The sequence below is a fragment of the Streptomyces sp. NPDC054961 genome, assembly GCF_053609145.1.
Genome location: NZ_JBSGWY010000020.1, coordinates 88,335 through 111,820 on the forward strand (window position 1 = coordinate 88,335; position 23,486 = coordinate 111,820).

General features: G+C 72.4%; 26 protein-coding genes. 12 read left to right on the forward strand and 14 right to left on the reverse strand.

Going from position 1 to position 23,486, the window contains the following annotated elements:
- Window positions 1–7: 7 nt before the first annotated feature.
- The 3 genes from bioD to bioB are packed head-to-tail and all read right to left on the reverse strand — an operon-like array spanning window position 8 to window position 3,327.
- Window positions 8–778 (reverse strand): dethiobiotin synthase, encoded by a 771-nt coding sequence (gene bioD, locus ACWF9Z_RS19550; RefSeq protein ID WP_453603666.1) that lies wholly within the window; start codon window positions 776–778, stop codon window positions 8–10.
- A 1-nt stretch (window position 779) separates the two neighbouring features.
- Window positions 780–2,093 carry an adenosylmethionine--8-amino-7-oxononanoate transaminase gene (locus tag ACWF9Z_RS19555; protein WP_453603668.1) on the reverse strand — a complete coding sequence of 438 codons (1,314 nt, stop codon included), beginning with the start codon at window positions 2,091–2,093 and terminating at the stop codon, window positions 780–782.
- Entirely contained in the window at window positions 2,086–3,327 is a 1,242-nt protein-coding gene (bioB, locus tag ACWF9Z_RS19560) for a biotin synthase BioB (RefSeq protein WP_453603670.1), read from the reverse strand. Before bioB ends, ACWF9Z_RS19555 begins: the two co-directional genes overlap by 8 nt.
- A 155-nt stretch (window positions 3,328–3,482) precedes the next feature.
- Here bioB and ACWF9Z_RS19565 point away from each other — a divergent pair, with 155 nt between their 5' ends.
- Window positions 3,483–4,655, forward strand: coding sequence for an 8-amino-7-oxononanoate synthase (locus ACWF9Z_RS19565; protein ID WP_453603672.1), 1,173 nt, complete (start codon window positions 3,483–3,485; stop codon window positions 4,653–4,655).
- A 45-nt stretch (window positions 4,656–4,700) separates the two neighbouring features.
- Here ACWF9Z_RS19565 and ACWF9Z_RS19570 read toward each other — a convergent pair whose 3' ends face one another.
- Together ACWF9Z_RS19570 and ACWF9Z_RS19575 are read right to left on the reverse strand one after the other, a co-directional pair.
- Entirely contained in the window at window positions 4,701–4,922 is a 222-nt protein-coding gene (locus ACWF9Z_RS19570; RefSeq protein WP_453603674.1) for a DUF397 domain-containing protein, read from the reverse strand.
- A gap of 13 nt (window positions 4,923–4,935) precedes the next feature.
- The gene (locus tag ACWF9Z_RS19575) at window positions 4,936–5,820 is read right to left on the reverse strand and encodes a helix-turn-helix domain-containing protein (protein WP_453603676.1); all 885 of its coding nucleotides are present in this window, start codon (window positions 5,818–5,820) and stop codon (window positions 4,936–4,938) included.
- A 197-nt stretch (window positions 5,821–6,017) separates the two neighbouring features.
- Here ACWF9Z_RS19575 and ACWF9Z_RS19580 point away from each other — a divergent pair, with 197 nt between their 5' ends.
- The 8 genes from ACWF9Z_RS19580 to ACWF9Z_RS19615 all read left to right on the forward strand — a co-directional run bounded on the left by ACWF9Z_RS19580 (window position 6,018) and on the right by ACWF9Z_RS19615 (window position 13,388).
- Complete coding sequence (locus ACWF9Z_RS19580) at window positions 6,018–6,467, forward strand: ATP-binding protein (RefSeq protein WP_453603677.1); 450 nt, start codon at window positions 6,018–6,020, stop codon at window positions 6,465–6,467.
- 300 nt (window positions 6,468–6,767) lie between these two features.
- Window positions 6,768–7,088, forward strand: coding sequence for an urease subunit gamma (locus tag ACWF9Z_RS19585; RefSeq protein WP_453603679.1), 321 nt, complete (start codon window positions 6,768–6,770; stop codon window positions 7,086–7,088).
- A complete protein-coding gene (locus ACWF9Z_RS19590) occupies window positions 7,085–7,396 on the forward strand; it encodes an urease subunit beta (RefSeq protein ID WP_453603681.1) in 312 nt (103 codons plus the stop codon). The genes ACWF9Z_RS19585 and ACWF9Z_RS19590 overlap by 4 nt, the downstream gene beginning before the upstream one ends.
- Entirely contained in the window at window positions 7,389–9,110 is a 1,722-nt protein-coding gene (locus tag ACWF9Z_RS19595) for an urease subunit alpha (protein WP_453603683.1), read from the forward strand. The genes ACWF9Z_RS19590 and ACWF9Z_RS19595 overlap by 8 nt, the downstream gene beginning before the upstream one ends.
- Window positions 9,111–9,213: 103 nt before the next feature.
- Window positions 9,214–9,888, forward strand: coding sequence for an urease accessory protein UreF (locus ACWF9Z_RS19600; protein WP_453603684.1), 675 nt, complete (start codon window positions 9,214–9,216; stop codon window positions 9,886–9,888).
- Between the two features lie 67 nt (window positions 9,889–9,955).
- Window positions 9,956–10,651, forward strand: a complete 696-nt coding sequence (gene ureG, locus ACWF9Z_RS19605; protein ID WP_453603686.1) for an urease accessory protein UreG — start codon at window positions 9,956–9,958, stop codon at window positions 10,649–10,651.
- The gene (locus ACWF9Z_RS19610) at window positions 10,648–11,493 is read left to right on the forward strand and encodes an urease accessory protein UreD (protein ID WP_453603687.1); all 846 of its coding nucleotides are present in this window, start codon (window positions 10,648–10,650) and stop codon (window positions 11,491–11,493) included. Before ureG ends, ACWF9Z_RS19610 begins: the two co-directional genes overlap by 4 nt.
- A gap of 215 nt (window positions 11,494–11,708) precedes the next feature.
- The gene (locus tag ACWF9Z_RS19615; protein WP_453603689.1) at window positions 11,709–13,388 is read left to right on the forward strand and encodes an alpha/beta hydrolase; all 1,680 of its coding nucleotides are present in this window, start codon (window positions 11,709–11,711) and stop codon (window positions 13,386–13,388) included.
- A gap of 44 nt (window positions 13,389–13,432) precedes the next feature.
- Here ACWF9Z_RS19615 and ACWF9Z_RS19620 read toward each other — a convergent pair whose 3' ends face one another.
- From ACWF9Z_RS19620 to ACWF9Z_RS19645, 6 genes are all read right to left on the reverse strand, one after another.
- Window positions 13,433–14,143: a lysophospholipid acyltransferase family protein gene (locus ACWF9Z_RS19620; RefSeq protein ID WP_453603691.1), complete on the reverse strand. Its 711-nt coding sequence runs from the start codon at window positions 14,141–14,143 to the stop codon at window positions 13,433–13,435.
- A 234-nt stretch (window positions 14,144–14,377) separates the two neighbouring features.
- Window positions 14,378–14,536 (reverse strand): hypothetical protein, encoded by a 159-nt coding sequence (locus tag ACWF9Z_RS19625; protein WP_330295170.1) that lies wholly within the window; start codon window positions 14,534–14,536, stop codon window positions 14,378–14,380.
- 32 nt (window positions 14,537–14,568) lie between these two features.
- Window positions 14,569–15,498 (reverse strand): cytochrome c oxidase assembly protein, encoded by a 930-nt coding sequence (locus tag ACWF9Z_RS19630; RefSeq protein WP_453603742.1) that lies wholly within the window; start codon window positions 15,496–15,498, stop codon window positions 14,569–14,571.
- A 145-nt stretch (window positions 15,499–15,643) separates the two neighbouring features.
- On the reverse strand, window positions 15,644–16,672 hold the full coding sequence (locus tag ACWF9Z_RS19635; protein ID WP_453603692.1) for a 6-phosphofructokinase: 1,029 nt from the start codon (window positions 16,670–16,672) through the stop codon (window positions 15,644–15,646).
- Window positions 16,673–16,873: 201 nt separating this feature from the next.
- On the reverse strand, window positions 16,874–17,602 hold the full coding sequence (locus ACWF9Z_RS19640; RefSeq protein ID WP_356653603.1) for a type 1 glutamine amidotransferase: 729 nt from the start codon (window positions 17,600–17,602) through the stop codon (window positions 16,874–16,876).
- Between the two features lie 19 nt (window positions 17,603–17,621).
- On the reverse strand, window positions 17,622–18,860 hold the full coding sequence (locus tag ACWF9Z_RS19645; protein ID WP_453603695.1) for a MurT ligase domain-containing protein: 1,239 nt from the start codon (window positions 18,858–18,860) through the stop codon (window positions 17,622–17,624).
- A gap of 123 nt (window positions 18,861–18,983) precedes the next feature.
- Here ACWF9Z_RS19645 and def point away from each other — a divergent pair, with 123 nt between their 5' ends.
- Window positions 18,984–19,547: a peptide deformylase gene (gene def, locus ACWF9Z_RS19650; RefSeq protein ID WP_453603696.1), complete on the forward strand. Its 564-nt coding sequence runs from the start codon at window positions 18,984–18,986 to the stop codon at window positions 19,545–19,547.
- Window positions 19,548–19,567: 20 nt separating this feature from the next.
- On the opposite strand, the gene ACWF9Z_RS19655 is transcribed toward def, so the two are convergent.
- Window positions 19,568–20,221: a TetR family transcriptional regulator gene (locus ACWF9Z_RS19655; protein ID WP_453603697.1), complete on the reverse strand. Its 654-nt coding sequence runs from the start codon at window positions 20,219–20,221 to the stop codon at window positions 19,568–19,570.
- A 199-nt stretch (window positions 20,222–20,420) separates the two neighbouring features.
- Between ACWF9Z_RS19655 and ACWF9Z_RS19660 the strand changes: the two genes are divergently transcribed.
- Window positions 20,421–21,650 (forward strand): acyl-CoA dehydrogenase family protein, encoded by a 1,230-nt coding sequence (locus tag ACWF9Z_RS19660; RefSeq protein ID WP_453603698.1) that lies wholly within the window; start codon window positions 20,421–20,423, stop codon window positions 21,648–21,650.
- A gap of 73 nt (window positions 21,651–21,723) precedes the next feature.
- Here the strand turns inward: ACWF9Z_RS19660 and ACWF9Z_RS19665 are convergent, their stop codons facing one another.
- Both ACWF9Z_RS19665 and ACWF9Z_RS19670 read right to left on the reverse strand, forming a co-directional pair.
- Window positions 21,724–22,296 (reverse strand): LppU/SCO3897 family protein, encoded by a 573-nt coding sequence (locus ACWF9Z_RS19665; RefSeq protein ID WP_453603700.1) that lies wholly within the window; start codon window positions 22,294–22,296, stop codon window positions 21,724–21,726.
- 378 nt (window positions 22,297–22,674) lie between these two features.
- Window positions 22,675–23,109: an SRPBCC family protein gene (locus ACWF9Z_RS19670; protein ID WP_453603702.1), complete on the reverse strand. Its 435-nt coding sequence runs from the start codon at window positions 23,107–23,109 to the stop codon at window positions 22,675–22,677.
- A gap of 155 nt (window positions 23,110–23,264) precedes the next feature.
- Between ACWF9Z_RS19670 and ACWF9Z_RS19675 the strand changes: the two genes are divergently transcribed.
- Window positions 23,265–23,450, forward strand: coding sequence for a DUF5999 family protein (locus ACWF9Z_RS19675; RefSeq protein WP_356653617.1), 186 nt, complete (start codon window positions 23,265–23,267; stop codon window positions 23,448–23,450).
- Window positions 23,451–23,486 lie beyond the last annotated feature (36 nt).

The window sequence follows — 23,486 nt, forward strand, 5'->3', positions numbered from 1 at the left end:
GGCCGCGTCAGGCGGGCCAGAGCGTCCGGAAGGACGGTTCCGACCAGGTGCCGTGGAGGGTCGGCGCCAGCCAGGCGGGGGCCGCGGCGCGGAAGGCCGTGGGCTCCAGCCCTCCCGCCCGCTCCGGGACCGCGCCCAGCAGGGGCAGGTCCGAGACCGACGGAAGGTCGGCCAGGTTGCAGCGGGCCGCCAGATCGGGGTCGGCGGGCCAGCTGCCGATGACCACGCCCAGGCCGACGAGGCCCCGCGCCCGCAGGGCTTCGGCCGTGAGGGCCGTGTTGTTGAGCGTGCCGAGTCCCGCCGGGGCCACGACCAGGGTCGGGGCCCCGAGGAGCCGGGCGGCGTCGGCCAGGGTGTGGCCCGCCTCGTCGAAGCGGACCAGGAGACCTCCCGCGCCCTCGACCAGGACCAGATCGTGCGTCAGGGCGAGGCCGCGCGCGGCCGCGGCGATCTCGGCGGGGGAGACCGTGGCGAGGCCCGCGCGGCGGGCCGCCCGGTCCGGGGCCAACGGCTCCGGGTAGCGGACCAGTTCCGCGGTGGTGACGGAGCCCGCCAGGCGGACGACCTCCGCCGCGTCGCCGTGTTCGTCCGGGCCGACGCCCGTCTGGGCCGGCTTGAGGACCGCCACCGAGCGGCCGGCGGCGAGCGCGGCCGCCGCGACGGCCGAGGTGACGACCGTCTTGCCGATCTCCGTGCCGGTGCCGGACACCATGAGGATCGAGCCGGTGGGCAGGTCCGCGCCGTGCGCCGGGCGGTCGGCCGTGTGTCCGGTGGCCATGTCAGGCCTCCTTCGCGGCCGCGAGGACACCGCGGCAGATGCGGTCCACGTCGGCGTCGCCCGTGACGAACGGCGGCATCGTGTAGATCAGGTCCCGGAAGGGGCGCAGCCAGACGCCCTCCCGGACCGCCGCCCGGGTGGCGCGCGCCATGTCGACCTCGTGGTCGAGCTGCACCACGCCGATCGCGCCCAGCACGCGGACCTCCTTGACCCCCGGGACCGAGGCCGCCGGAGCCAGTCCCTCGGTCAGGCCCGCCTCGATCCGCTTGATCTCGAGCGGCCAGTCCTGGCCGAGGAGCAGGTCGATGGAGGCCAGTGCCACCGCCGTGGCGAGCGGGTTGCCCATGAAGGTCGGCCCGTGGGCCAGTACGGGGACCTCGCCCCGGGAGATGCCGTCCGCCACCCGCTCCGTGCACAGGGTGGCGGCGAGGGTGAGGTACCCGCCGGTCAGGGACTTGCCCAGGCACATCACGTCCGGGGTGATCCCCGCGTGGTCGGCCGCGAACAGCGCGCCCGTGCGGCCGAATCCCGTCGCGATCTCGTCGAGGATCAGGAGGACGCCGAACTCGTCGCACAGGTCGCGCAGGACCCGGAGGTAACCCGGGTTGTGGAAGCGCATGCCGCCGGCGCCCTGGACCACCGGTTCCACGATCACCGCGGCCAGTTCGTCCGCGTGCGCCGACACCAAGGAGCGCAGGTGGGCGACGTACGAGGGGTCCACCGGTGCGGAGAACCCGCTCGGCGGGGCGTCCGCGAAGAGCTGGCGCGGGAGGATGCCCGACCACAGCTCGTGCATGCCGCCCTGGGGGTCGCAGACGGCCATGGGCTGCCAGGTGTCCCCGTGGTAGCCGCCCCGCCAGGTGAGCAGGCGGGTCTTCGCGGGGCGTCCCACGGAGCGCCAGTACTGCAGGCACATCTTCACCGCGACCTCGACCGAGACCGAGCCCGAGTCGGCGAGGAACACGTGTTCCAGGCCGGCCGGGGTGATCTCGACGAGCTTCGCGGCCAGCCGGACGGCGGGCTCGTGGGTGAGCCCGCCGAACATCACGTGCGACATGCGGCCGAGCTGGCCGGTCACCGCCTCGTTCAGCACCGGGTGGTTGTACCCGTGGATCGCCGACCACCAGGAGGACATTCCGTCGACCAGCTCGTCGTTGCCCTGCGCCGGTTCGGCCAGCCGCAGCCGGACGCCCGTGGCGGAGGAGACGACGAGCGGTTCCTGCCGCCCGGGCATGGGGCCGTACGGGTGCCACACGTGCTGCCGGTCCAGCGCGAGCAGGTCGGCGGCCGGCAGCGGGTCGTGAAGGTCAGGCATTGGGGGCGATGTCCGTCCCCGCGCCGCGTCGGCGCACCGCCACCAGGCCGGTGCGGACCTCTCCCGCCTCCGCCTGGGCCGGTACGGGGGCCTCGTGCCCGGCATGGCCGGAGCAGCCGCCGCAGGCCGAACCGCAGCCGGCCCCGTCCTCGGGGGCGGAGGAGCCGCAGACCGAGGCGCCGGCGCCGGCGCCGTGCGAGCCACAGCCGCCCCGGGCCTCCGCGACCTCGGAGCGGTGCGCGGGGAGGGTCGAGGTACCGGCCCCCTCCACCTCGAAACCGGCGTCCGCGATCATGTCGAGGTCGGCCTGCCCGGCCTGGCCCTCACTGGTCAGGTAGTCGCCCAGGAAGATCGAGTTGACCAGGTGCAGGGCGAGGGGCTGCAGGGTGCGCAGGTGGACCTCGCGCCCGCCCGCGAGGCGGACCTCGACGTCGGGGCAGACGAAGCGGACCATCGCCAGGATGCGCAGGGCGCGCTGCGGGGTGAGGTTCCACTCCTTGGCCAGCGGGGTGCCCTCGAAGGGGATCAGGAAGTTGACCGGCACCGAGTCCGGGTCCAGCTCGCGCAGCGAGTAGACGACGTCGACGAGGTCCTCGTCGCTCTCGCCCATGCCCGCGATCAGACCGGAGCAGGCGGACAGGCCGGCCGCGTGCGCCTTCTGCACCGTGTCGACCCGGTCCGCGTAGGTGTGGGTCTTGGTGATCTCGCCGTAGGTGGCTTCGGAGGTGTTGAGGTTGTGGTTGTAGGCGTCCGCGCCCGCGTCCTTCAGGCGCTCCGCCTGGCCGTCCGAGAGCAGGCCGAGGCAGGCGCACACCTCGATGCCCTCGTTCTGCTCCTTGATGGCCTCGATGGTCTTGCCCACGCGGTCCACGTCACGGTCGGTCGGGCCGCGCCCGCTCGCCACCAGGCAGACCCGCTTGGCTCCGCCGGCCACGCCGGCGGCGGCGGCCTGGGAGGCCTCTTCGGGCTTCAGCCAGGTGTACTTGAGGATCTCGGCCTTCGACCCCAGCCGCTGGGAGCAGTACGAGCAGTCCTCGGGGCAGAGCCCCGACTTCAGGTTGACGAGGTAGTTCAGCTTGACCCGGCGCCCGAACCACTGGCGGCGCACCTTGCCGGCCGCGGCCACCACGTCGAGCAGTGCGTCGTCAGAGGTCGCCAGCACGGCGAGTGCCTCTTCGCGGGTCGGCAGCTCACGCCGCAGCCCCTTGTCCACGAGGGTGTTCAGCAGGTCCATGACGCCGATCCTGGACCACACCACCACTCCCGGCCAAGGAGAGATCCGACAACATGGCCGGAAGAGAGTGTGTGTATCGCCACACCTGGCGCTCAAGTCACGATTGTTAGGGTCGTTCAGCTCTGTGGACTGCCGACAAAACACGAGGACCGCCGATGCCCCAGCACACGCCCGACCCCGTGGACGTCTTCGCCTGGATCGACGACGCGGAGCGGGCCCGCGAGCGGGCCGGACTCGTCCGGACGCTGCGTCCGCGGCCGGCCTCCTCGCCGCTCCTCGACCTCGCGAGCAACGACTACCTCGGGCTGTCCCGGCATCCCGAGACGGTGCGGGGCGCACGTGAGGCGGCCGAGCGCTGGGGCGCCGGAGCCACCGGATCCCGGCTCGTCACCGGCACGACCGAACTGCACGCGGAGCTCGAGCGCGAGCTCGCCGCGTTCTGCGGGTTCGAGGCCGCGCTGGTGCTCTCCTCCGGGTACGCCGCCAACCTCGCCGCCGTCACCGCCCTCAGCGACCGGGGCACGCTGGTCGTCTCCGACGCCGGCAACCACGCCTCGATCGTCGACGGATGCCGGCTGTCGCGCGCCGAGACCGCCGTCGTCCCGCACTCCGACCCGGACGCCGCGCGCAAGACCCTCGCCGCGCACGGCGGGCGGGCCCTGCTGGTCACCGACTCGGTGTTCTCCGTCGACGGGGACGCCGCTCCGCTCGCCCGCCACGCCGAGGCCTGCCGGGCCGAGGGCGCGGCCCTGCTCGTGGACGACGCGCACGGGCTCGGGGTCCTCGGCGAGGGCGGCCGCGGCGCGCTGCACGCCGCCGGGCTCGCGGGGGCGCCCGGGGTGGTGGCGACGATGACCCTCTCGAAGTCCCTGGGCAGCCAGGGCGGCGCCGTGCTGGGCCCGGCCAAGGTGATCCGGCACCTGGTCAACGCGGCCCGGACCTTCATCTTCGACACCGGGCTCGCTCCGTCCGCCACGGGCGCCGCGCTGGCCGCCCTGCGCCTGCTGGAGCGCGAACCCGAGCGGGCGGGTCGCGCCCGCGAGGTGGCCGCCGAGCTGTACGGGCGGCTCACCGCGTCCGGCCTGACCGCGGCCCGGCCGGACGCGGCCGTGGTGTCGGTTCGGGCCCCGTCGGCGTCGGCGGCACTGCGCTGGGCCGCCGACTGCCGCGAGGCAGGTCTGTCCGTGGGGTGCTTCCGTCCGCCGTCGGTGCCGGACGGCATCTCCCGGCTCCGGCTGACCGCGCGGGCCGATCTCACGGGGGAGGAGATCAGCCGGGCGGTGGAGACGATCCTCGGGACCGCTCCGGCCGGAGCCACGGACCGCTAGTCGGAGCTACGGGAGCGGGGGCGCCCGTACGTCCGCCTCTGGTGCTTACGTGGCCAGGTCCGCCCGTACGGAGACGAGGAAGCCGTCCCAGGCCGGCCCGGTGAAGAGCACGGCCGGGCCGTCCGCCCGCTTGGAGTCGCGGACGGCCAGCAGGCCGTCACCGAGGGCGGCCGTTTCCACGCAATTGTTCATTCCGGTACTGCGGCTGCTGCGCAGCCACCTCGCGCTGTTCAGGAGTCCGCTGGTGGATAAGGGGGTTGCGGACACGGGGAGTGCCTCCTTACGCGTCGTCAGCGAGGACGCTGATCAGGTCCGACGAATCGCGGGGCGGGAGGGCGTGCGCCTGAATGGTGCGGAACGCGGCGCTGTACGCCTCAAGGTCTTCCTTCCGCTCCAGATAGAGGCTACTCGTCAAATGGTCGAGTACCACCACATCCAGATCGGCGATGTTCGGAAATGAGAAGATGACGAACGGTCCGGTCAGGCCGAGATGTCCCCCCACGCTGAACGGCAGAACCTGGAGCCGCACTTGGGGCAGGCTCGACACCTCCACCAGGTACCGCAGCTGCTCCGCCATCACCCCCGGCCCGCCGATCTTCCGCCGCAGCACCGCCTCGTCCAGGACCGCGCTCAGCTCCAGCGGCGGATCCGCCCGCAGTACGCACTGGCGCGCGAGCCGGACGTCGACCAGGGCGTCGACCTTCGGCTCCGGCAGCCCGCCGAGCGCCGCCCGGGTCACCGCGCGCGCGTACTCCGGCGTCTGCAACAGGCCCGGGACGACGGAGAGTTCGACGGTCCGGGCGGCCCGGGCGCTCGCCTCCAGGCTGATGAAGTCCCGGTACTCCTGCGGCAGCAGCCCCCGGTAGTCGTGCCACCACTGGCGCCCGCGCCCGGTGTCGGCGCCCGGGGCGGGGCCGGCCGCCGACACCGAGAGGGCTTCCAGCAGGGCGCGCTGCTGCGGGCTCGCGACGCTTCCGTAGGCGTCGAGCAGCAGTCGGATGTCCGCCACCTTGACGCCACTGCGCCCCGTCTCGATACGGCTGATTTTCGACTGGTGCCATCCGACGAGCCGGGCCGCCTCACCACTGGTGAGTCCGGACCGGTCGCGCAGGGCGCGCAATTCCTCGCCGAGCTTGCGCCGGCGCACCGCGGGACCGTGTTGCACACCGCCTCCTTTTCACCGGCACAGGTCGCACCAGTCTGCCGTCCAAATACGCTATTCCGTAGCAGAGTTCACCGCATTGAGCGACAGATATATGCATATCTTGAGGGAACGGCGGAAAACGGGGGACGATGGGTGACACTCTGGCGTCCAGCACAGATCCGGGACGGCTCCGCCCCGGTGGGAAAGGGACCGTCGCCATGGCAGATCACCAGGAAGCATCCGTCACTCTGCCGAGCGATCCGGCCTCGGTCGCGTCCGCCCGCCGCTACGTCGCGGAGGTGCTCGGCGGGTGGGGACTGCCCGACGGGACCGACATCGCGGACAGCGTCCGGCTGATCGTCTCGGAACTCGCCACCAACGCCGTCCAGCACACCTTCGGCCAGTCCCCCACCTTCACCGTGGACCTGCGCCTGGAGCGCGAGGAGTGGCTGCGCGTCGGGGTCACCGACAGCCACCCGCGCTGGCCCAAGCGGCTCCCGGCCGCCGTCCAGCAGGACAACGGCCGGGGCATGGTCATCATCCGCTGGCTCACCGCCGAGGCGGGCGGCCGGCTCTCGGTCAGCCCCACGGAGGACGGCGGCAAGACCGTCTGGATCGGCCTGCCTTGGGCGGTCGGGGCCCCGGCGGGGACGTCCACCGGCTGCTGACCCCGTCCGGTCGCCCGGTATACGGAACCGGGCGGGGCGGCGACCGCGGTCGCACCGGGTACCTCCCCGAAACACGGGTTAACGCAGCGGAAAAACAGGCCCCTTAGCGTGGCGGCCACGTTCCCTCCGCCAATGATCACCCATGATTGGGCAAAGCAGCGATGGTCGGGACGGAAAGCCTTTCTCCGCCTTGGGCAAGACACGCTTGGCTCGGATATGCGCAGGTCAACAAAGTGTTGACGGCCCCCTAAGGTCGGCTCGGCGCGTTGTCGATCACGTCCCGGAAGCTTGGTGATTGCTGTGCAACTGACCCCCCACGAGCAGGAGAGACTGCTCATCCACGTGGCCGCCGACGTGGCCGGGAAACGCAGGGCGCGGGGCGTCCTCCTCAACCATCCCGAGGTGATCGCCCTGATCACGGCGCACGTCCTCGAAGGCGCCCGCGACGGACGGACCGTGGCCGAGCTGATGGCCTCCGGACGGACCGTGCTCTCCCGCGAGGAGGTCATGGAGGGCATCCCCGAGATGATCCACGACGTCCAGGTCGAGGCCACCTTCCCGGACGGCACCAAGCTCGTCACCGTCCACGACCCGATCGTCGACAAGGGAGTACCGGCATGATCCCCGGCGAAATCGCCTACGGGGAAGGCTCGGTGCACCTCAACGAGGGCCGGCCCGTCACCCGCATCACCGTGCTCAACGCCGCCGACCGCCCCGTACAGGTCGGCTCGCACTACCACTTCGCCGAGGCCAACCCCGGCCTCGACTTCGACCGGGCCGCCGCCCGCGGGCAGCGGCTCGACATCGCCGCCGGCACCGCGGTCCGCTTCGAGCCGGGCATCCCGGTCGCCGTGGCGCTCGTCCCGCTGGGCGGACTGCGCACCGTGCCGGGCCTGCGCGGGCAGACCGGAGGACCGCTCGATGGCTGAGGTGTCGCGCCAGGTCTACGCCGACCTCTTCGGGCCCACCACCGGCGACCGCATCCGCCTCGCCGACACCGACCTCTTCGTGGAGATCGAGCAGGACCTCGGCGGCGGCCCCGGCCGGGCGGGCGACGAGGCCGTCTTCGGCGGTGGCAAGGTCATCCGCGAATCCATGGGGCAGGCCCGGACCACCCGCGCCGAGGGCGCTGCCGACACCGTCATCACGGGCGTCGTGATCCTCGACCACTGGGGGATCGTCAAGGCCGACGTCGGCATCCGCGACGGCCGGATCTGTGGCATCGGCAAGGCCGGGAACCCCGACACGATGGACGGGGTGCTGCCCGCGCTCGTCATCGGCCCCGAGACCGAGGTCATCGCGGGCAACGGGAAGATCCTCACCGCGGGCGCCGTCGACGCGCACGTGCACTTCATCTCCCCGACCGTGATCGAGGAGGCCCTCGCCTCCGGGATCACCACCCTCGTCGGCGGCGGCACCGGACCCGCGGAGGGGTCCAAGGCCACCACGGTCACTCCCGGCCCGTGGCACCTGGCCCGGATGTTCGCCGCGCTGGAGGCCCATCCCGTCAACATCGGCCTGCTCGGCAAGGGCAACACGATGTCCCGCGAGGGGATGTACTCCCAACTGCGCGGCGGGGCGCTCGGCTTCAAGCTCCACGAGGACTGGGGTTCCACCCCCGCCGTGATCGACGCCTGCCTCACCGTCTGCGAGGAGACCGGCGCCCAGGCCGCCATCCACACCGACACCCTCAACGAGGCCGGGTTCGTCGCCGACACCCTCGCCGCCATCGCCGGGCGGACCATCCACTCGTACCACACCGAGGGTGCCGGCGGCGGGCACGCACCCGACATCATCACCGTGGTCTCCGAGCCGAACATCCTGCCCAGCTCCACCAACCCGACCCGGCCGCACACCGTCAACACCGTCGAGGAACACCTCGACATGCTGATGGTCTGCCACCACCTCAACCCCGCCGTCCCCGAGGACCTCGCCTTCGCGGAGTCCCGGATCCGGCCCTCCACGATCGCCGCCGAGGACGTCCTGCACGACCTCGGGGCCATCTCCATCATCTCCTCCGACGCCCAGGCCATGGGCCGCGTCGGCGAGGTGGTCCTGCGCACCTGGCAGACCGCCCACGTGATGAAGAAGCGGCGCGGCCCCCTGCCCGGCGACGGACCGGCCGACAACCACCGGGTCCGGCGCTACGTCGCCAAGTACACGATCAACCCCGCCGTGGCCCAGGGACTCGCCCGCGAGATCGGCTCCGTCGAGACGGGCAAGCTCGCCGACCTGGTGCTGTGGAACCCGGCCTTCTTCGGGGTCAAGCCCGAACTGGTCATCAAGGGCGGCCAGATCGCCTACGCGCAGATGGGCGACGCCAACGCCTCCATCCCCACCCCGCAACCGGTCCTGCCGCGCCCGATGTTCGGCGCCCACGGGCGGGCGCCCGGCCTCAACTCGGTCAACTTCACCGCGCAGGCCGCCCTCGACGACGCCCTGCCCGAACGGCTCGGGCTCGGCAAGGAGTTCGTCGCCATCGAGAACACCCGCAAGGTGACCAAGGCGGACATGCGCAACAACGACGCCATGCCGCGGGTCGAGGTGGACGCCGACACCTTCACCGTGACCATCGACGGCGAAGTGGTGGAACCGGCCCCGGCCACGGAACTGCCCATGGCCCAGCGTTACTTCCTCTTCTGATGGGCCCGGACCTCGAGGTGCGCCGCCTCCTCCTGACGAGCCCGGTCCTTCCGGGAAGCCCGGCCCTTCCCTGGAGTCCGGCCCTTCCCGGGAGCGGGGTCCGATGAGCCTCGCCGCCCTTCTCGTCCTCGCCGACGGCCGCTTCCCCGCCGGGGGTCACGCCCACTCCGGCGGGGCCGAGGCCGCCTGCGCGGCCGGCCGCATCCACGACGCGGCCACCCTGGAGGAGTTCTGCCGGGGAAGGCTGCACACCGCCGGGCTGGTCGCGGCCGCCCTGGCGGCGGCCGCCGCCGACGGGCTGGACCCGGCGGCCCTCGACGAGGCCGCCGACGCCCGCACCCCGGTGCCCGCCCTGCGCACCACCGCCCGCAGACTCGGCCGGCAGCTGATGCGGGCCGCCCGCGCCACGTGGCCCGCCGCCGAACTCGACGCACTGGCCGCCGCGTTCCCGCGCGGCGCGCACCAGCCCGTGGTGCTCGGCGTCACGGCCCGCGCGGCAGGGCTCGGGCCCCTGGACGCCGCGCACGTGGCGGCGTACGAGAGCGTCAGCGGTCCGGCGACCGCGACCGTACGGCTGCTCGGGCTGGACCCGTTCCAGGCCAGCGGGGTGCTGGCCCGGCTGGCCCCCGAGCTCGACGCGGTCTCCGACCGGGCGCGGCAGGCCGCCCTCCGGGCCCGCGCGGACGGGCCGCAGGCCCTGCCCGCGGCCTCCTCACCCCTGCTGGACATCGCGGCGCAGGCCCATGCCGACTGGCCGGTACGCCTCTTCGCCTCCTGATCACACCCCCTCCGTGCCCCGCCCCCGAACCCGCACCGCCCGCCCCGCCCCCGCCAAGGAGACATCCATGCACCTCGACCACGGCGTGACCTTCCCGCAGCGCCATACCCACGGCGCCGAGCCGCTGCGGGCGGACGGCACCCGCCGCGCCCTGCGCATCGGCCTCGGCGGCCCCGTCGGCTCCGGCAAGACCGCCACCGTGGCCGCCCTCTGCCGGGCCCTGCGCGCGGAGGTGTCCATGGCCGTGGTCACCAACGACATCTACACCCGTGAGGACGCCGAGTTCCTGCTCCGCGAGGCCGTCCTGCCGCCCGAGCGGATCAGCGCGGTGGAGACCGGAGCCTGCCCGCACACGGCCATCCGCGACGACATCTCCGCCAACCTGGAGGCCGTCGAGGAACTGGAGGAGGCCTTCCGCGAGCACGGTCCGCTCGGCCTGATCCTCGTCGAGTCCGGGGGCGACAACCTCACCGCCACCTTCTCGCGGGGCCTCGTCGACGCCCAGATCTTCGTCATCGACGTGGCCGGCGGCGACGACATCCCGCGCAAGGGCGGCCCCGGGGTCACCACCGCGGACCTCCTCGTCGTCAACAAGACCGACCTCGCCCCCTACGTGGGCTCCGACCTGGGCCGGATGGCCCGCGACGCCGCCGACCAGCGCGGCGAACTGCCCGTCGCCTTCCAGTCCCTGCGCGGCGAGGAGGGCGTGGCCCCGGTGGCCGCCTGGGTGCGCGAGCGGATCGCCGCCTGGGCCGCCGCATGACCCCTGCGGTGCCGGGCGCGGCCCCCGCGGCCGTCGCCCCGGCGCCGGCTCCGGCGCCTGCTCCGGTCCGGGCTCCGGTCCCCGCCCCCGCGGGCCTCCGTGCCACCGCCCGGATCCGCGCCGTCGCCGACGGGCGAGGCGGCACCGGCCTGCCGCTCCTGGCCGGGGAGGGGCCGCTCGCCCTGCGCCGCACCCGGGGTGAGGGAGCCGAGGCCGGCGTCGTGCTGGTCGGGGCCATGAGCGCCCCCCTCGGCGGCGACCACCTCGCGATCGAGGCCGACGCCGGCCCGGGCGCCCGGCTGGTGCTCCGCTCGGCGGCGGCCACCCTGGCGCTGCCCGGCCGTGGCGGGGAGCCCGCGCGGTACGACGTACGGCTCACGCTGGCGGGGGAGTCGGCGGTGCGCTGGCTCCCGGAACCGCTCGTCTCCGTACGCGGCAGCGACCTGCGGGTCCGCACCCGCGCCGAACTCGCCCCCACCGCCCGGCTCCTGCTGCGCGAGGAGCAGGTCCTGGGCCGTACCGGGGAGCCCCCCGGCCGGGTGCGCAGCCGCCTCACCGTGACCCGGGCCGGACGGCCGCTGCTGGACCAGGAGCTGGCCTGCGGCCCGGGAGCTCCGGGCGGCTGGGACGGCCCGGCGGGGCTCGACGGCCACCGGGCGCTCGGCCAGCTCCTCGTGGTGGACCCGGACTTCGAAGCGGCCCCGCCGCAGGCCGGCATGCTCGGCGAGTTCGCGGCGGCAACGCCGCTGGCGGGCCCGGCGGTGCTGATCACGGCACTGGCCCCGGACGCGCTGCGGCTGCGCGAACTGCTCGACACGGCCTGCCGTGCCTACGGTTGGTGACGTACCCGGTGAACCACGTCTGAACCCGGGACGAACCAGACCCCGCTCAGCGGTACACGCACTTCCGGATATCGGGTTGGCAAAGAACAGGGCCGCGCTCTGTCGCATGCTCCGGGTCAGGCGGAAGTATCCCCTTGCACGTCCATACCCGTTCACCCATGACCCACCCGAACCACGCCGCCCACGGCGGCAGATGACGCAGGGGGAACAACCACGTGATACGCACCGCGGCGCTGGGGAGCGCCGCCACACTGATCACCGGAACGCTGGCGGCGAGCCTGCTGCTCGCCCCGTCCGCATCCGCGTCCCCGACCTTCTCGTCCGGGCGCGACAACGGAACCGCGGAAGCGGTCGGCACGCAGATCGCCGCCGCCCGCGCGGCCCGCACCGGGATCGACTGGAAGGCCTGTCCGGCCGACTGGGGCTTCGAAGCACCCATCCAGTGCGGCTATGTGAAGGTCCCGCTGGACTACAGCAAGCCGTTCGGCAAGACCATCGACCTCGCGGTCGACCGCGCCGTCAGCACGGGCACCAAGGAAGAGCGCCAGGGCGCGCTCGTCTACAACCCGGGCGGTCCCGGCGGCTCCGGCATGCGCTTCCCGCGCCGGGTCACCACCAAGAGCCCGCTGTGGGTCAACACCTCCAAGGCGTACGACTTCGTGGGCTTCGACCCGCGCGGCGTCGGCCACTCGGCGCCGATCTCCTGCATCGACCCGCAGGAGTTCGTCAAGGCCCCCAAGGCCGACCCGGTCCCGGACAGCGAGGCCGACAAGCGCGCCCAGCGCAAGCTGGCGGCCGAGTACGCGGACGGCTGCAAGGAGCGCAGCGGCGAGATGCTGCCGTTCATGACCACGCCGAACACCGCGCGTGACCTGGACGTCATCCGTGCCGCCCTCGGCGAGCAGAAGCTGAACTTCCTCGGCGTCTCGTACGGCACCTACATCGGCGGGGTCTACGCGACCCTGTTCCCGACCCACGTGCGCCGCATGATCGTCGACAGCGTGGTCGACCCGGACCGCGACAACATCTGGTACGAGGCCAACCTCGGCCAGGACGTCGCCTTCCAGATGCGCTGGAACGACTGGCAGGACTGGGTCGCCAAGAACGACAGCGTCTTCCACATCGGCGACACCCGCGCCAAGGTCGAGGCCAAGTGGCTCGAGCTGCGCGCCAAGGCCAAGGCCAACCCGCTCGGCGGCGTGGTCGGTCCGGCGGAGCTCCTGGGCTTCTTCCAGAGCGCCCCGTACTACGACTCCTCCTGGGTGCCCGTCGCCCAGACCTGGAGCGCGTACCTGGCCGGTGACGAGCAGGGCCTGATCGACGCCATCGCCCCGGACATGACCGACATCCAGGGCAACATCGCGTCGGAGAACGGCAACGCCGTCTACACCGCCGTCGAGTGCGCCGATGCCAAGTGGCCGACCAGCTGGGCCAAGTGGGACCGGGACAACAGCAAGCTCCACGCGAAGTACCCGTTCCTGACCTGGTCCAACGCGTGGATGAACCTGCCCTGCGCGACCTGGAAGGCCAAGCAGAGCAACCCGATCGAGGTCGGGGTCGGCGCCAAGCGCGGCCTGCCGCCGGTCCTGATCGTCCAGTCCGAGCGCGACGCTGCCACGCCGTACAAGGGCGGGGTCTCGCTCCACAACCGGCTCGCCGGCTCGCGTCTGATCACCGAGCAGAACGCCGGCTCGCACGGTGTCACCAGCCTGGTGAACCCCTGCATCAACACCCGAGTCGACACCTACCTGCTCACCGGCAAGGTCGACGCCCAGGACGTGAAGTGCGCGCCGCACGCCACCCCGGTGGCTCCGGCCGCCGCGGCGGCGAAGTCGCTCGCCCAGGCTCCGGCCGCCGACCTCCCGGCGATCGACGAGCTCCCGGCCGTCCGCTAACGGCCGGCCGGCAGCCGTGAACGGCTGCCCGTGCGGGAGAAGGCTCAGCGCGTCCTGCGCCGGGCCTTCTTCCGCGCTTCCTCTTCCTCCGCCTTGACCTCGGCGGCGTACCGGTCCACGTACTCCTGGCCGGACAGCTCGAGGATCTCGTACATGATCTCGTCGGTGACGGCCCGCAGCACGGCCCGCTCACCCTCCATCCCCTCGTACCGGGAGAAGTCCAGCGGCCGGCCGAAGCGGATCGTGACCCGCCGGACCTTCGGGATCTTCTGTCCGGGAGGCTGGATCTCGAAGGTCCCGACCATCGCGCAGGGGACGACCGGCACCCGGGCGCCCAGCGCCATCGCGGCCACGCCCACCTTGCCCTTGTAGAGCCGTCCGTCGTGCGAACGGGTGCCCTCCGGGTAGATGCCGAGCAGCTCGCCCGCGCCGAGCACCCCGAGCCCCTCGCGGATCGCGGCCTGCCCCGCGTCCTTGCCGGAGCGGTCGACCGGGATCTGCCCGGCGCTGCGGAAGAAGGCGGCGGTGAGCCGTCCCTTGAGACCGGGGCCGGTGAAGTACTCGGCCTTCGCGAGGAAGGTGATGCGCCGCTTGAGGATCGCGGGCATCAGGAAGTGGTCCGAGAAGGAGAGGTGGTTGCCCGCGACGATCGCGGCCCCGTCCTGCGGGATGTTCTCCAGTCCCTCGATCCGTGGCCGGAAGAGCAGCCGCAGCAGCGGCCCGAGGATCACGTGCTTGAGCAAGTGGTAGAACACCAGGCCGCTCCCGTCGACATCCCGTTGTCACGGACATCTTACGGACGGTCAGGCCCGGACCGGAGGGGCCGGGCGGGACGGAGCTCCGGCGGCGCGGACCCGGGACACGCCGGCGTGTGGCACGGCGCCGGGGTGCGGGGCGGGCGGAACGGGCCGGATCGCGCCACGGGGAGCGGGCCGCTCAGCCCCGCCGAGGAGGGACCGTCACGGACGGCACGCGGGGGAAGCGCCCGCTCAGACGCTGCGGGAGGCGGCCATTCCCGCGGTCAGCAGCCCCAGCACGACCCAGCCGAACCACAGCCAGCCGTTGCTGCCGAGTGCCACGGAATACGTGGCGATCACTACCAGGGAGGCGAAGGTCATCACGGCCATCGCCTTCACGGATCCGGTCATGCCCCATGGTCGCGCGCGAAGGGGGTCCCGCGCTACTGTCCACGCGCCTGAAGGGAGGCGAGATAGGAGTTGTAGGCCGCCAGCTCCTGGTCGCCGTTGCGGTCCTCGGCCCGGTCGGAGCGCTTCGCGGCCCGCTGCTCCGAGTGGTACCACTGGTAGACCAGCGCGATCAGCACCAGCACGGAGGGGATCTCGCTGAAGGCCCAGGCGATGCCGCCGCCCCACTGCTGGTCGAGCAGCGGGTCGATGCCGAGGGACGCCGGCGGGTTCGCGTACGTCTTCACCATGGGCTGGCTCGCCATCATCAGCGCGATGCCGAAGAAGGCGTGGAAGGGCATTCCGGCGAACAGCTCCAGCATGCGCATCACGTAGCCGGGGCGGTGCGGGCCCGGGTCCACGCCCATGATCGGCCAGAAGAAGACGAGGCCGACGGCGAGGAAGTGCACCATCATCGCGATGTGCCCGGTCTTCGACCCCATGAGGAAGTCGAAGAGCGGGGTGAAGTAGAGGCCGTAGAGGCTCGCGATGAACAGCGGGATCGTGAACACCGGATGGGTGATCACCTTCATGTAGCGGCTGTGCAGCAGCATCAGCAGCAGCTCGCGCGGGCCCTTGCTCCCGCGGGCGGCAGGCGGCAGGGCGCGCAGCGCCAGCGTCACGGGCGCCCCGAGCAGCAGCAGGATCGGGGAGAGCATGCTGATCACCATGTGCTGCACCATGTGCACGCTGAACATGACCATGCCGTAGTCGTTCAGCTTGGTGCACATCATCAGCATCACGCTCAGCACGCCGACGGTGAAGGCGATCGCCCGGCCGACCGGCCAGGAGTCGCCGCGCCGGCGTAGCCGCACCACGCCCCACCCGTACAGGGCCAGGCCCACGAGGGAGCCGATCAGGAAGAAGGCGTCGAAGGAGAACTCCAGCCCGCGTCCGAGGGTGAAGGGCGGCAGGTCCATGGGCATATCCATGTCCATGCCCTCGTGCGCGAGGTAACTCAATCTCTTCACTCCCTTGACCTGTGGTGCCCCACCACAGTAATGCCGCCCCCGGACGGGAAGTCGTCCGGGGGCGGCCATTACGGGAGTGACCCGTGGAAAGGGGGAGAGATCACAGCACGTTCTGCGCCTCGGCGTACCGCTCGGCCGGAACGGTCTTCAGCGTCTGCACCGCTTCGTCGAGCGGCACCATCTCGATGTCCGTGCCGCGCAGCGCCGTCAGCATCCCGAACTCGCCCCGGTGCGCCGCTTCCACCGCGTGCCAGCCGAAGCGGGTGGCGAGGACCCGGTCGTACGCGGTGGGCGTGCCGCCGCGCTGGACGTGGCCCAGGATGACCGGCCGGGCCTCCTTGCCGAGCCGGTCCTCCAGCTCGACGGCGAGCCGGTTGCCGATCCCCGCGAAGCGCTCGTGCCCGTACATGTCGGTGCCGCCCTCCTCGAGGGCCATCGAGCTGCCCGCGGCGGGCTTGGCGCCCTCGGCGACCACGACGATCGCGAACCGCTTGCCCTGGGAGAAGCGCTCGCCGACGATCGTCGTCAGCTCCTCGATGTCGAAGGGGCGCTCCGGCACGACGATCGCGTGCGCGCCGGCCGCCATGCCCGAGTGCAGGGCGATCCAGCCGGTGTGGCGGCCCATGACCTCCACGACCATCACGCGCTGGTGGGACTCGGCGGTGGTCTTGAGCCGGTCCAGCGCCTCGGTGGCGACGCCGACGGCGGTGTCGAAGCCGAAAGTGACATCGGTCGAGGCGATGTCGTTGTCGATGGTCTTCGGGACGCCGACGATCGGCAGACCGCCCTGCGAGAGCAGGTTCGCGGCCTTCAGGGTGCCCTCGCCGCCGATCGGGATGATGGCGTCCAGGCCGAGGTCGGCGACGTGGCCGCGGGCCCGCTCCACGCCGTCGCGCAGATGGGCGGGCTGGACCCGGGAAGAGCCCAGGATCGTGCCGCCACGGGCCAGGATGCCGCTGACGGCATCCAGGTCGAGCTTGCGGTAGTCGCACTCCAGCAGGCCGCGCCAGCCGTCGTGGAAACCGATGACTTCGTCGCCGTGGTCGACGACGGCGCGGTGTACGACGGAGCGGATGACGGCATTGAGGCCGGGGCAGTCGCCTCCGGAAGTGAGCACACCTATGCGCATGGCAGGAAGGACCTTTGCAACGTGGGCCGACGACCGGACCACGTCGTCCGGTTGGAACTACCCTGCACCCTACAAGTCGATCCCCGGTGGACTGAACCATCCTCCACATGCTGGTCAGGTCCGGTCGTACGAAAACACGTCGGCCCGGAATCCCCGAGGGGACTCCGGGCCGGACGCCGGGTCCGCGGCGGTTCGGCGGACCTACGCGGGCTGGGTGGCCGCAGCGATCCGCTCGGCGCGCAGCGCGTCGTACCAGCGGTCGTCGACGGGCGGCAGCGCGTTCACGTCGAGGGCCAGCTTCAGCAGCAGGTCCGCGATCTGCGGGTTGCGCGCCATCACGGGACCGTGCATGTAGGTGCCGAACACCGTGTCGTTGTACGCGCCTTCGGTGCCGTCGCCGGTGCCGTTGCCGCGCCCCATCGTGACCCGGGCGAACGGCTTCGCCGTCGGGCCGAGGTGCGTGATGCCCTGGTGGTTCTCGAAGCCGGTGAGCTGCGGCAGGCCGAGCTGCGGGTCGATGTCCGCGAGCACGTCTCCGACGCACCGCTCGCCCTCGCCGCGCACGGTCACCACGTCCAGCAGGCCGAGGCCCTCCTGGCGCTGGCCGACGTCGTTGACGAATTCCTGGCCCAGGATCTGGTATCCGGCGCAGACGGAGAAGACGATCGCCCCGTTCGAGACGGCCCGCTCGAGACCGCCGTCGCGCAGCAGCCGCTCCGCGGCCAGGCGCTGCGGCCGGTCCTCGCCGCCGCCGATCAGGTAGATGTCGCCCGAGGTGGGGATCGGCTGGTCGCTGCGCACGTCCACGCGCTGGACGTCCAGGCCGCGCCGACGGGCCCGGCGCTCCACGACGAGGGCGTTGCCCTGGTCTCCGTACGTGCTGAGCAGGTCGGGGTAGACCCACACCAGACGCAGGCTGTTGTCGCTCATGCTCTTGTCCTCACGGGTCCTAGTTGCCGACGCGGCGGCGCACGTCCTGGAAGGCGGTGTAGTTGGCGATCAGCTCGATCTGTCCGGGCGGCGCCAGCTGCACGGCCTCGTCGAGGGTCTCGCACACCCGGAAGTCCAGGCCCGCGACCTCGAGGCGGACCGCGAGGTCCAGCTTGCGGTCGCCGATCACGAAGATCGGGTGGCCGGCCAGCCGCGGATAGTCCACGTCCCACAGCCAGGAGGTGTCGGTGCCGTCCGCGCCGCGCGCGTTCACCGACAGGATCACCGGCGTCGGCGGCGGGTCGATCAGCGAGAAGGTCTCGAGCCAGCCCGCCGGGTTCTTCGCGAGCAGCAGCCGCAGTTCACGGCCCTGGAAGCTCACCACGTCGTAGCGGCCGGCGACGGCCTGCACCTGGTACATCCGCTCCAGCGCGACCTGCGGCGGGACGCCGAAGACGGCGGCCACGGCGGCCGAGGTCGCCGCGTTGGCCTTGTTGGCGCGGCCCGGCAGCTGGAGGTTGATCGGCCAGGCGCTGCCGTGCGGGTCGAGCACGTGATCGCCGGAGAGCACCCAACTCGGGGTGGGGCGCCGGAAACCGCACTCGCCGCAGAACCAGTCGTCGCCCGGGCGCTGCATGACGCCACCACAGGAGGGGCACGACCAGGCGTCGTCCTTCCACTCCTGGCCGGCGGCGACCCACACCACGTTCTGCGAGGAAGAGGCCGCCCACACGATCAGCGGGTCGTCCGCGTTCGCGACGACGACGGCCTTGGAGCCCGAGAGGCCCTCGCGCCACTTCTCCGCGAGCATGCGGGTCTCGGCCGCGCGGTCCAGCTGGTCGCGGGAGAGGTTGAGCAGGGCGATCACCTTGGGGGTGACGTCCCGGGCCACTCCGGCCAGGTACTTCTCGTCCACCTCGATGACGCCGTAACGGGCGTCCGAACCGCCCGCCAGGGCAGAGGTGATGCCCGCGGGCATGTTCGCGCCCAGCGCGTTGGAGACGACCGGACCGCTGGCCCGCAGGGCCTCCGCGATCAGCCGGGTCGTCGTGGTCTTGCCGTTCGTCGCCGAGACGAGGACGACGTCGAGATGCTGTGCCAGCGCGCCGAGAAGATCGGGGTCGAGCTTGAGCGCGACCTTGCCTCCGATCACCGATCCGCTTCCGCGTCCCGCGGCCCGCGACACCGCCGCCGCGGCCTTGCCCGCCGTCACGGCCAGCTTGGCCCGCGGCGAAAGCGGCTCTGTGTTGCCTGCCATCGTCCCTTGTCCTCCTTGCGTCGGTCGCCCCCAGCCTATCCAGTACCTGCCCGCGCCCCGACCGCGGCGCCCCCGGTCAGCCGAAGATCTCCTCATATAGTCGCCCGTCGTACCCTTACGGCCATGCGACAGCGCCCCCTCCCCGGTACCTCCGGCATCGTCCGCACCATGAGCCTGCTGGGCGACCCGGTGCTCCATTCCGCTTGCGCGGAGGTCACCGAGTTCGGACCGGCCCTCGACCGGCTCATCGAGGACATGTTCGCCACGATGTACGCCGCCCAGGGCGTCGGCCTCGCCGCGAACCAGATCGGCGTCGGGCGACGGGTGTTCGTCTACGACTGCCCCGACGACGAGGACGTCCGCCACGTCGGGCACATCGTCAACCCGCGCCTGGTGCGCGCCGACGGGGACGCGTACGGAGGTCCCGAGGGCTGCCTGTCCCTGCCGGGGCTGGAGGCGGACACGGTCCGCTTCGACGAGGCCGTGGTCGAGGGGGTCACCTCCGACGGGACGCCGCTGCGCGTCACGGGCACCGGTTTCTTCGCCCGCTGTCTCCAGCACGAGTGCGACCACCTGGACGGGACCGTCTACGCGGAGCGGGTGACGGGCCTGCGGGCGCGCAAGCTGCGGCGGCAGATCCGCAAGACGGACTGGGGCACCGCGGGCATCCACGCCCTGGGGGAGTGAGCCCGCCCCGGGGCTCCTCCTCAGAAGCCGGGGCCGTCCGCGCGGTTGCCGGCCGTGGCCAGGCGGCCCCACAGGAGGTCGGTCAGGCCGGCGACCAGATCCGCGCGCTCGCACGGGCGCTCGCCGAGCCACCAGTCGCCCGCCGCGTGCATCATGCCGACGATGCCGTGGCCCCAGACCCGGGCCAGGCGTTCGCCGCCGGGGCCGAGGTCCACGCGCTCGCCGATCACCTGCGCCAGTTCCTCGCCGAGCCGGCGCAGCAGCGGGGCCGAGTGCAGGCCCACGTCGAAGCCGCCCTCGGCGGTCCCGGTGGTCTGGGTGTCCTCGGCGGGGTGCATGAGGAAGCGGTAGACCTGCGGGCGGGCCTCGATGGCGGCGAGATAGGTGTCGAGGGTGGCCTCCACCCGCCGGCGCCGTTCCGCGGGGGCGTCGAGCGCCGCGCGCAGCGAGTCGAGCAGGGCGTCCGTGTGCCGGACGGCGAGGGCCTGGTAGAGGCCGGCCTTGTCGCCGAAGTGGCGGTAGAGGATCGGCTTGGTGATGCCGGCCTCCGCCGCGATGGCGTTCATGGACGCCTTGGGGCCGTCCCGGAGCACGACCCGGTCTGCCGCCTCGAGCAGCTCCCGCCGGCGGCGTTCGCCCGCTCCCGGTTCGCCGGTCGGCTGTGTGGTCTCCATGACGTGTTTCTCTCCCCGCCCTTGCGATGTGCGTGACGCCCACGCAACGTAACACCCCACCCACCCTGAGGATCCCATCGGAGGCCTGGTACCGGCGCTGCTTGACAGTGCTTACCGGCCGGTAACAGACTGGGTGCACCGTAGGGGTTACCGTTGGTAACTAGGTGTGCGGCGTTGCGACACGAAAGCTGGAGGGAACATGGCGGAGTTCACCATGGAGCTCAACGACGACCAGAAGCAGATGCAGGACTGGATCCACGGCTTCGCCGCCGACGTCATCCGTCCCGCCGCCGCGGAATGGGACGAGCGCGAAGAGACTCCGTGGCCCGTCATCCAGGAAGCCGCGAAGGTCGGCATCTACTCGCTCGACTTCTACGCCCAGCAGTTCTTCGACCCGACCGGCCTCGGCATCCCGATGGCCATGGAGGAGCTGTTCTGGGGCGACGCGGGCATCGCGCTGTCCATCGTCGGCACCGGACTCGCCGCCATCGGCGTCGTCGCCAACGGCACCGAGGAGCAGATCGGGACCTGGATCCCGCAGATGTACGGCACCCCCGACGACGTGAAGCTCGCCGCCTTCTGTTCCTCCGAGCCCGACGCCGGCTCCGACGTCGGTGCCATGCGCACCCGCGCCGTCTACGACCAGGCCAAGGACGAGTGGGTGCTCAACGGCACCAAGACCTGGGCGACCAACGGCGGCATCGCCAACGTCCACATCGTCGTGGCCGTCGTCGACCCCGAGCTGGGCACCAAGGGCCACGCCTCCTTCATCGTGCCGCCGAACACCCCCGGCCTCTCCCAGGGCCAGAAGTTCAAGAAGCACGGCATCCGCGCCTCGCACACCGCCGAGGTGGTCCTCGAGGACTGCCGGATCCCCGGCTCCTGCCTGCTCGGCGGCAAGGAGAAGCTGGACGAGCGCCTCGCGCGGGCCCGCGAGCGGGCGAGGGCGGGCGGCGGCGAGCGGGTGAAGAACGCGGCCATGGCCACCTTCGAGGCCTCGCGGCCCGCCGTCGGCGCCATGGCCGTGGGCACGGCGCGCGCCGCCTACGAGGTGGCGCTGGACTACGCGAAGACCCGTACGCAGTTCGGCCGGCCGATCATCGACAACCAGGGCGTCGCGTTCCAGCTCGCCGACATGCGGACCTCCATCGACGCGGCCCGGCTGCTGGTGTGGCGGGCCTCCTGGATGGCGGTCGCGGGCAAGCCCTTCACCTCGGCGGAGGGCTCGATGTCCAAGCTCTTCGCGAGCGAGGTCGCCAAGAAGGTCACCGCGCAGGCGATCCAGATCCTCGGCGGCAACGGATTCACCCGCGAGTACCCGGTGGAGCGCATGCACCGCGACAGCGCGATCTACACGATCTTCGAGGGCACCAGCGAGATCCAGCGGCTGGTGATCGCCCGCACCCTCGCGGACATGCCGATCCGCTGACCGCGGCCGATCGCGGCCTCGCGCCGGCGCCCCCCGTCCACCTCGCGGTGGGCGGGGGCGCCGGCGTCTCGCGTCAGTGGTCGCGCAGCGGCGTCAGGCAGGAGAGGCCGTAGCCGCCGGGGCCGTACTCGGGGGAGGCGAGGTAGGCATCCGGGAGGCAGGGCCGGTCGCCGTCCAGCAGCTTGTCGACGCGGTACTCGGCGCGGGGCGAGCCGCAGTCCGTGACCACGAGCTTCTGGTCCTTCAGGGTGCCCACGTTGCGCACGCACTGCCCCGGGGACAGGGTCAGCGGCTCGTCGTCGCCCGCCAGCAGGCCGATGGCGATCAGGGCCGGGATCCCGAGGACGACGAGCAGCACGGGCGCGAGCAGCAGCAGCACGACCGGGCGCCGGCGCAGCGGCTTGCCCGGGTCGAGCGCCGGCCGGAAGCCGCCCTCCGGGGGCCCGAGGCGGCGGAAGGCCGCCCGGGGGCCGAGGTTGACCAGCACCGTGACCGGCGTGATGAACAGCGACAGCGGACCCCACCAGCCCTGCCACAGGGTGTCCGAGGACATGCGGCGGTAGGTGGCGAGCCCGCAGTCGCGGCAGAACGGCCCGCGCAGGCTCAGGAAGCGCATCAGCACGATGATGCCCTGGTGGCCGCGCACGGTCGCTTCCGCGGCCGGCCGCGCCCCGCAGAGGCGGCACCCCGGGTGGCCGTACGAGGGCTGTGGCGCGGACCAGGAACCGTACGGCCCCTGCTGCGCGGGCACGGCCGGCCCGTGAGGACCCGCGGGCGGCGGCGGGGCGTACGGGCCTCCCGGAGCCGCTCCCGGCCAGGATGGCGGCTGCGCCGGGGCGTAGGGACCGTAGGGCCCTGCGGACTGCGGGCCGGTGCCCGGCTGCGGAGGTGGCGGGGTGGCCACGGAGATCCCCCTCGGACTCGCGATGATCACCGGATGCGGCGACGGCAGAACCATAGCCGCGGGTCCGGGGGCCGCGGCGGGCGGCCCGTGACCGGCGGCCCGTGACCGGCGGCGCGGGCCTCAGGGGCGCAGCAGGCGGTCCATCGCGCGGCCGAAGAGGAATCGCGCCGCCGCCGCCGTCACCGGGTCGCAGAGGCGGGGCAGGCCCCGCAGGCTCAGCTCCTCGCGCCACTCGGCCTCGCAGCCGCCGGGCGCGGGGCGGACCTCGATCTCCGCCCAGCCGCGGACCACGCGGCCGTGCTTGACGAGGCGGACCAGTCCGGCCGAGGTGTCGCCCGGGGGCCGCCAGACCGTGACCTCCATCGGGTCGTCGAACGTGATTCCGGCCACGCCCGTGCGCGCCGTGAACCGTGTTCCGACGTGCGTGGGAGGAGCGGTCCCGACGATCGTCCGGGTGAGCGGGACCTGCTCCCCGTGGCGCTCCCAGTCCGTCAGCCGCCGCCACGCTTCGGAGGGTGCGAGAGAACTTCGGCGAATGATCCGGATAGCGGGCATGAGCGCATGGTAATCGGGCATACACACCCTGAACTGGACGGCGAATATGGGTTCCGCCCAGGGGTGGCGATCAGTAATACTCACCGCCACCGTGGATCGCGGATTCGACCGGGTGACCACCGGCCCTCCCGCCCCACTCTGCGAGGAGGTGCGCCATGTGCTCCCACCAGCCCCCCTGCCCGACCGCCGACAGCGCCGATCACGACGCCGCCCGCACCGTGGCCTTCCACCCTGAACAAGGCTGGAACCTGCTCTGCAACGGCGCCGTGGTGTTCGACGACACCGGCGAACTGCTCCCCGACGGCCGCACGGTGGAACCCCGCCGCCCGGCCCTGGTCTGAGCGAGGAGGCAGCATGCGCCAGCAGCTGATCCGCAA

Coding starts and splice junctions, on each gene's coding strand:
- ACWF9Z_RS19630 (WP_453603742.1), bottom strand. CDS start 15,498: ATGCCCATGGACCTGCCGCCCTTCACCCTCGGACGCGGGCTGGAGTTC.
- ACWF9Z_RS19655 (WP_453603697.1), bottom strand. CDS start 20,221: ATGGAGACCACACAGCCGACCGGCGAACCGGGAGCGGGCGAACGCCGC.
- ACWF9Z_RS19580 (WP_453603677.1), top strand. CDS start 6,018: ATGGCAGATCACCAGGAAGCATCCGTCACTCTGCCGAGCGATCCGGCC.
- ACWF9Z_RS19640 (WP_356653603.1), bottom strand. CDS start 17,602: ATGAGCGACAACAGCCTGCGTCTGGTGTGGGTCTACCCCGACCTGCTC.
- ACWF9Z_RS19590 (WP_453603681.1), top strand. CDS start 7,085: ATGATCCCCGGCGAAATCGCCTACGGGGAAGGCTCGGTGCACCTCAAC.
- ACWF9Z_RS19660 (WP_453603698.1), top strand. CDS start 20,421: ATGGCGGAGTTCACCATGGAGCTCAACGACGACCAGAAGCAGATGCAG.
- ACWF9Z_RS19635 (WP_453603692.1), bottom strand. CDS start 16,672: ATGCGCATAGGTGTGCTCACTTCCGGAGGCGACTGCCCCGGCCTCAAT.
- ACWF9Z_RS19625 (WP_330295170.1), bottom strand. CDS start 14,536: ATGACCGGATCCGTGAAGGCGATGGCCGTGATGACCTTCGCCTCCCTG.
- bioD (WP_453603666.1), bottom strand. CDS start 778: ATGGCCACCGGACACACGGCCGACCGCCCGGCGCACGGCGCGGACCTG.
- bioB (WP_453603670.1), bottom strand. CDS start 3,327: ATGGACCTGCTGAACACCCTCGTGGACAAGGGGCTGCGGCGTGAGCTG.
- def (WP_453603696.1), top strand. CDS start 18,984: ATGCGACAGCGCCCCCTCCCCGGTACCTCCGGCATCGTCCGCACCATG.
- ACWF9Z_RS19645 (WP_453603695.1), bottom strand. CDS start 18,860: ATGGCAGGCAACACAGAGCCGCTTTCGCCGCGGGCCAAGCTGGCCGTG.
- ACWF9Z_RS19675 (WP_356653617.1), top strand. CDS start 23,265: ATGTGCTCCCACCAGCCCCCCTGCCCGACCGCCGACAGCGCCGATCAC.
- ACWF9Z_RS19600 (WP_453603684.1), top strand. CDS start 9,214: ATGAGCCTCGCCGCCCTTCTCGTCCTCGCCGACGGCCGCTTCCCCGCC.
- ureG (WP_453603686.1), top strand. CDS start 9,956: ATGCACCTCGACCACGGCGTGACCTTCCCGCAGCGCCATACCCACGGC.
- ACWF9Z_RS19565 (WP_453603672.1), top strand. CDS start 3,483: ATGCCCCAGCACACGCCCGACCCCGTGGACGTCTTCGCCTGGATCGAC.
- ACWF9Z_RS19555 (WP_453603668.1), bottom strand. CDS start 2,093: ATGCCTGACCTTCACGACCCGCTGCCGGCCGCCGACCTGCTCGCGCTG.
- ACWF9Z_RS19595 (WP_453603683.1), top strand. CDS start 7,389: ATGGCTGAGGTGTCGCGCCAGGTCTACGCCGACCTCTTCGGGCCCACC.
- ACWF9Z_RS19670 (WP_453603702.1), bottom strand. CDS start 23,109: ATGCCCGCTATCCGGATCATTCGCCGAAGTTCTCTCGCACCCTCCGAA.
- ACWF9Z_RS19610 (WP_453603687.1), top strand. CDS start 10,648: ATGACCCCTGCGGTGCCGGGCGCGGCCCCCGCGGCCGTCGCCCCGGCG.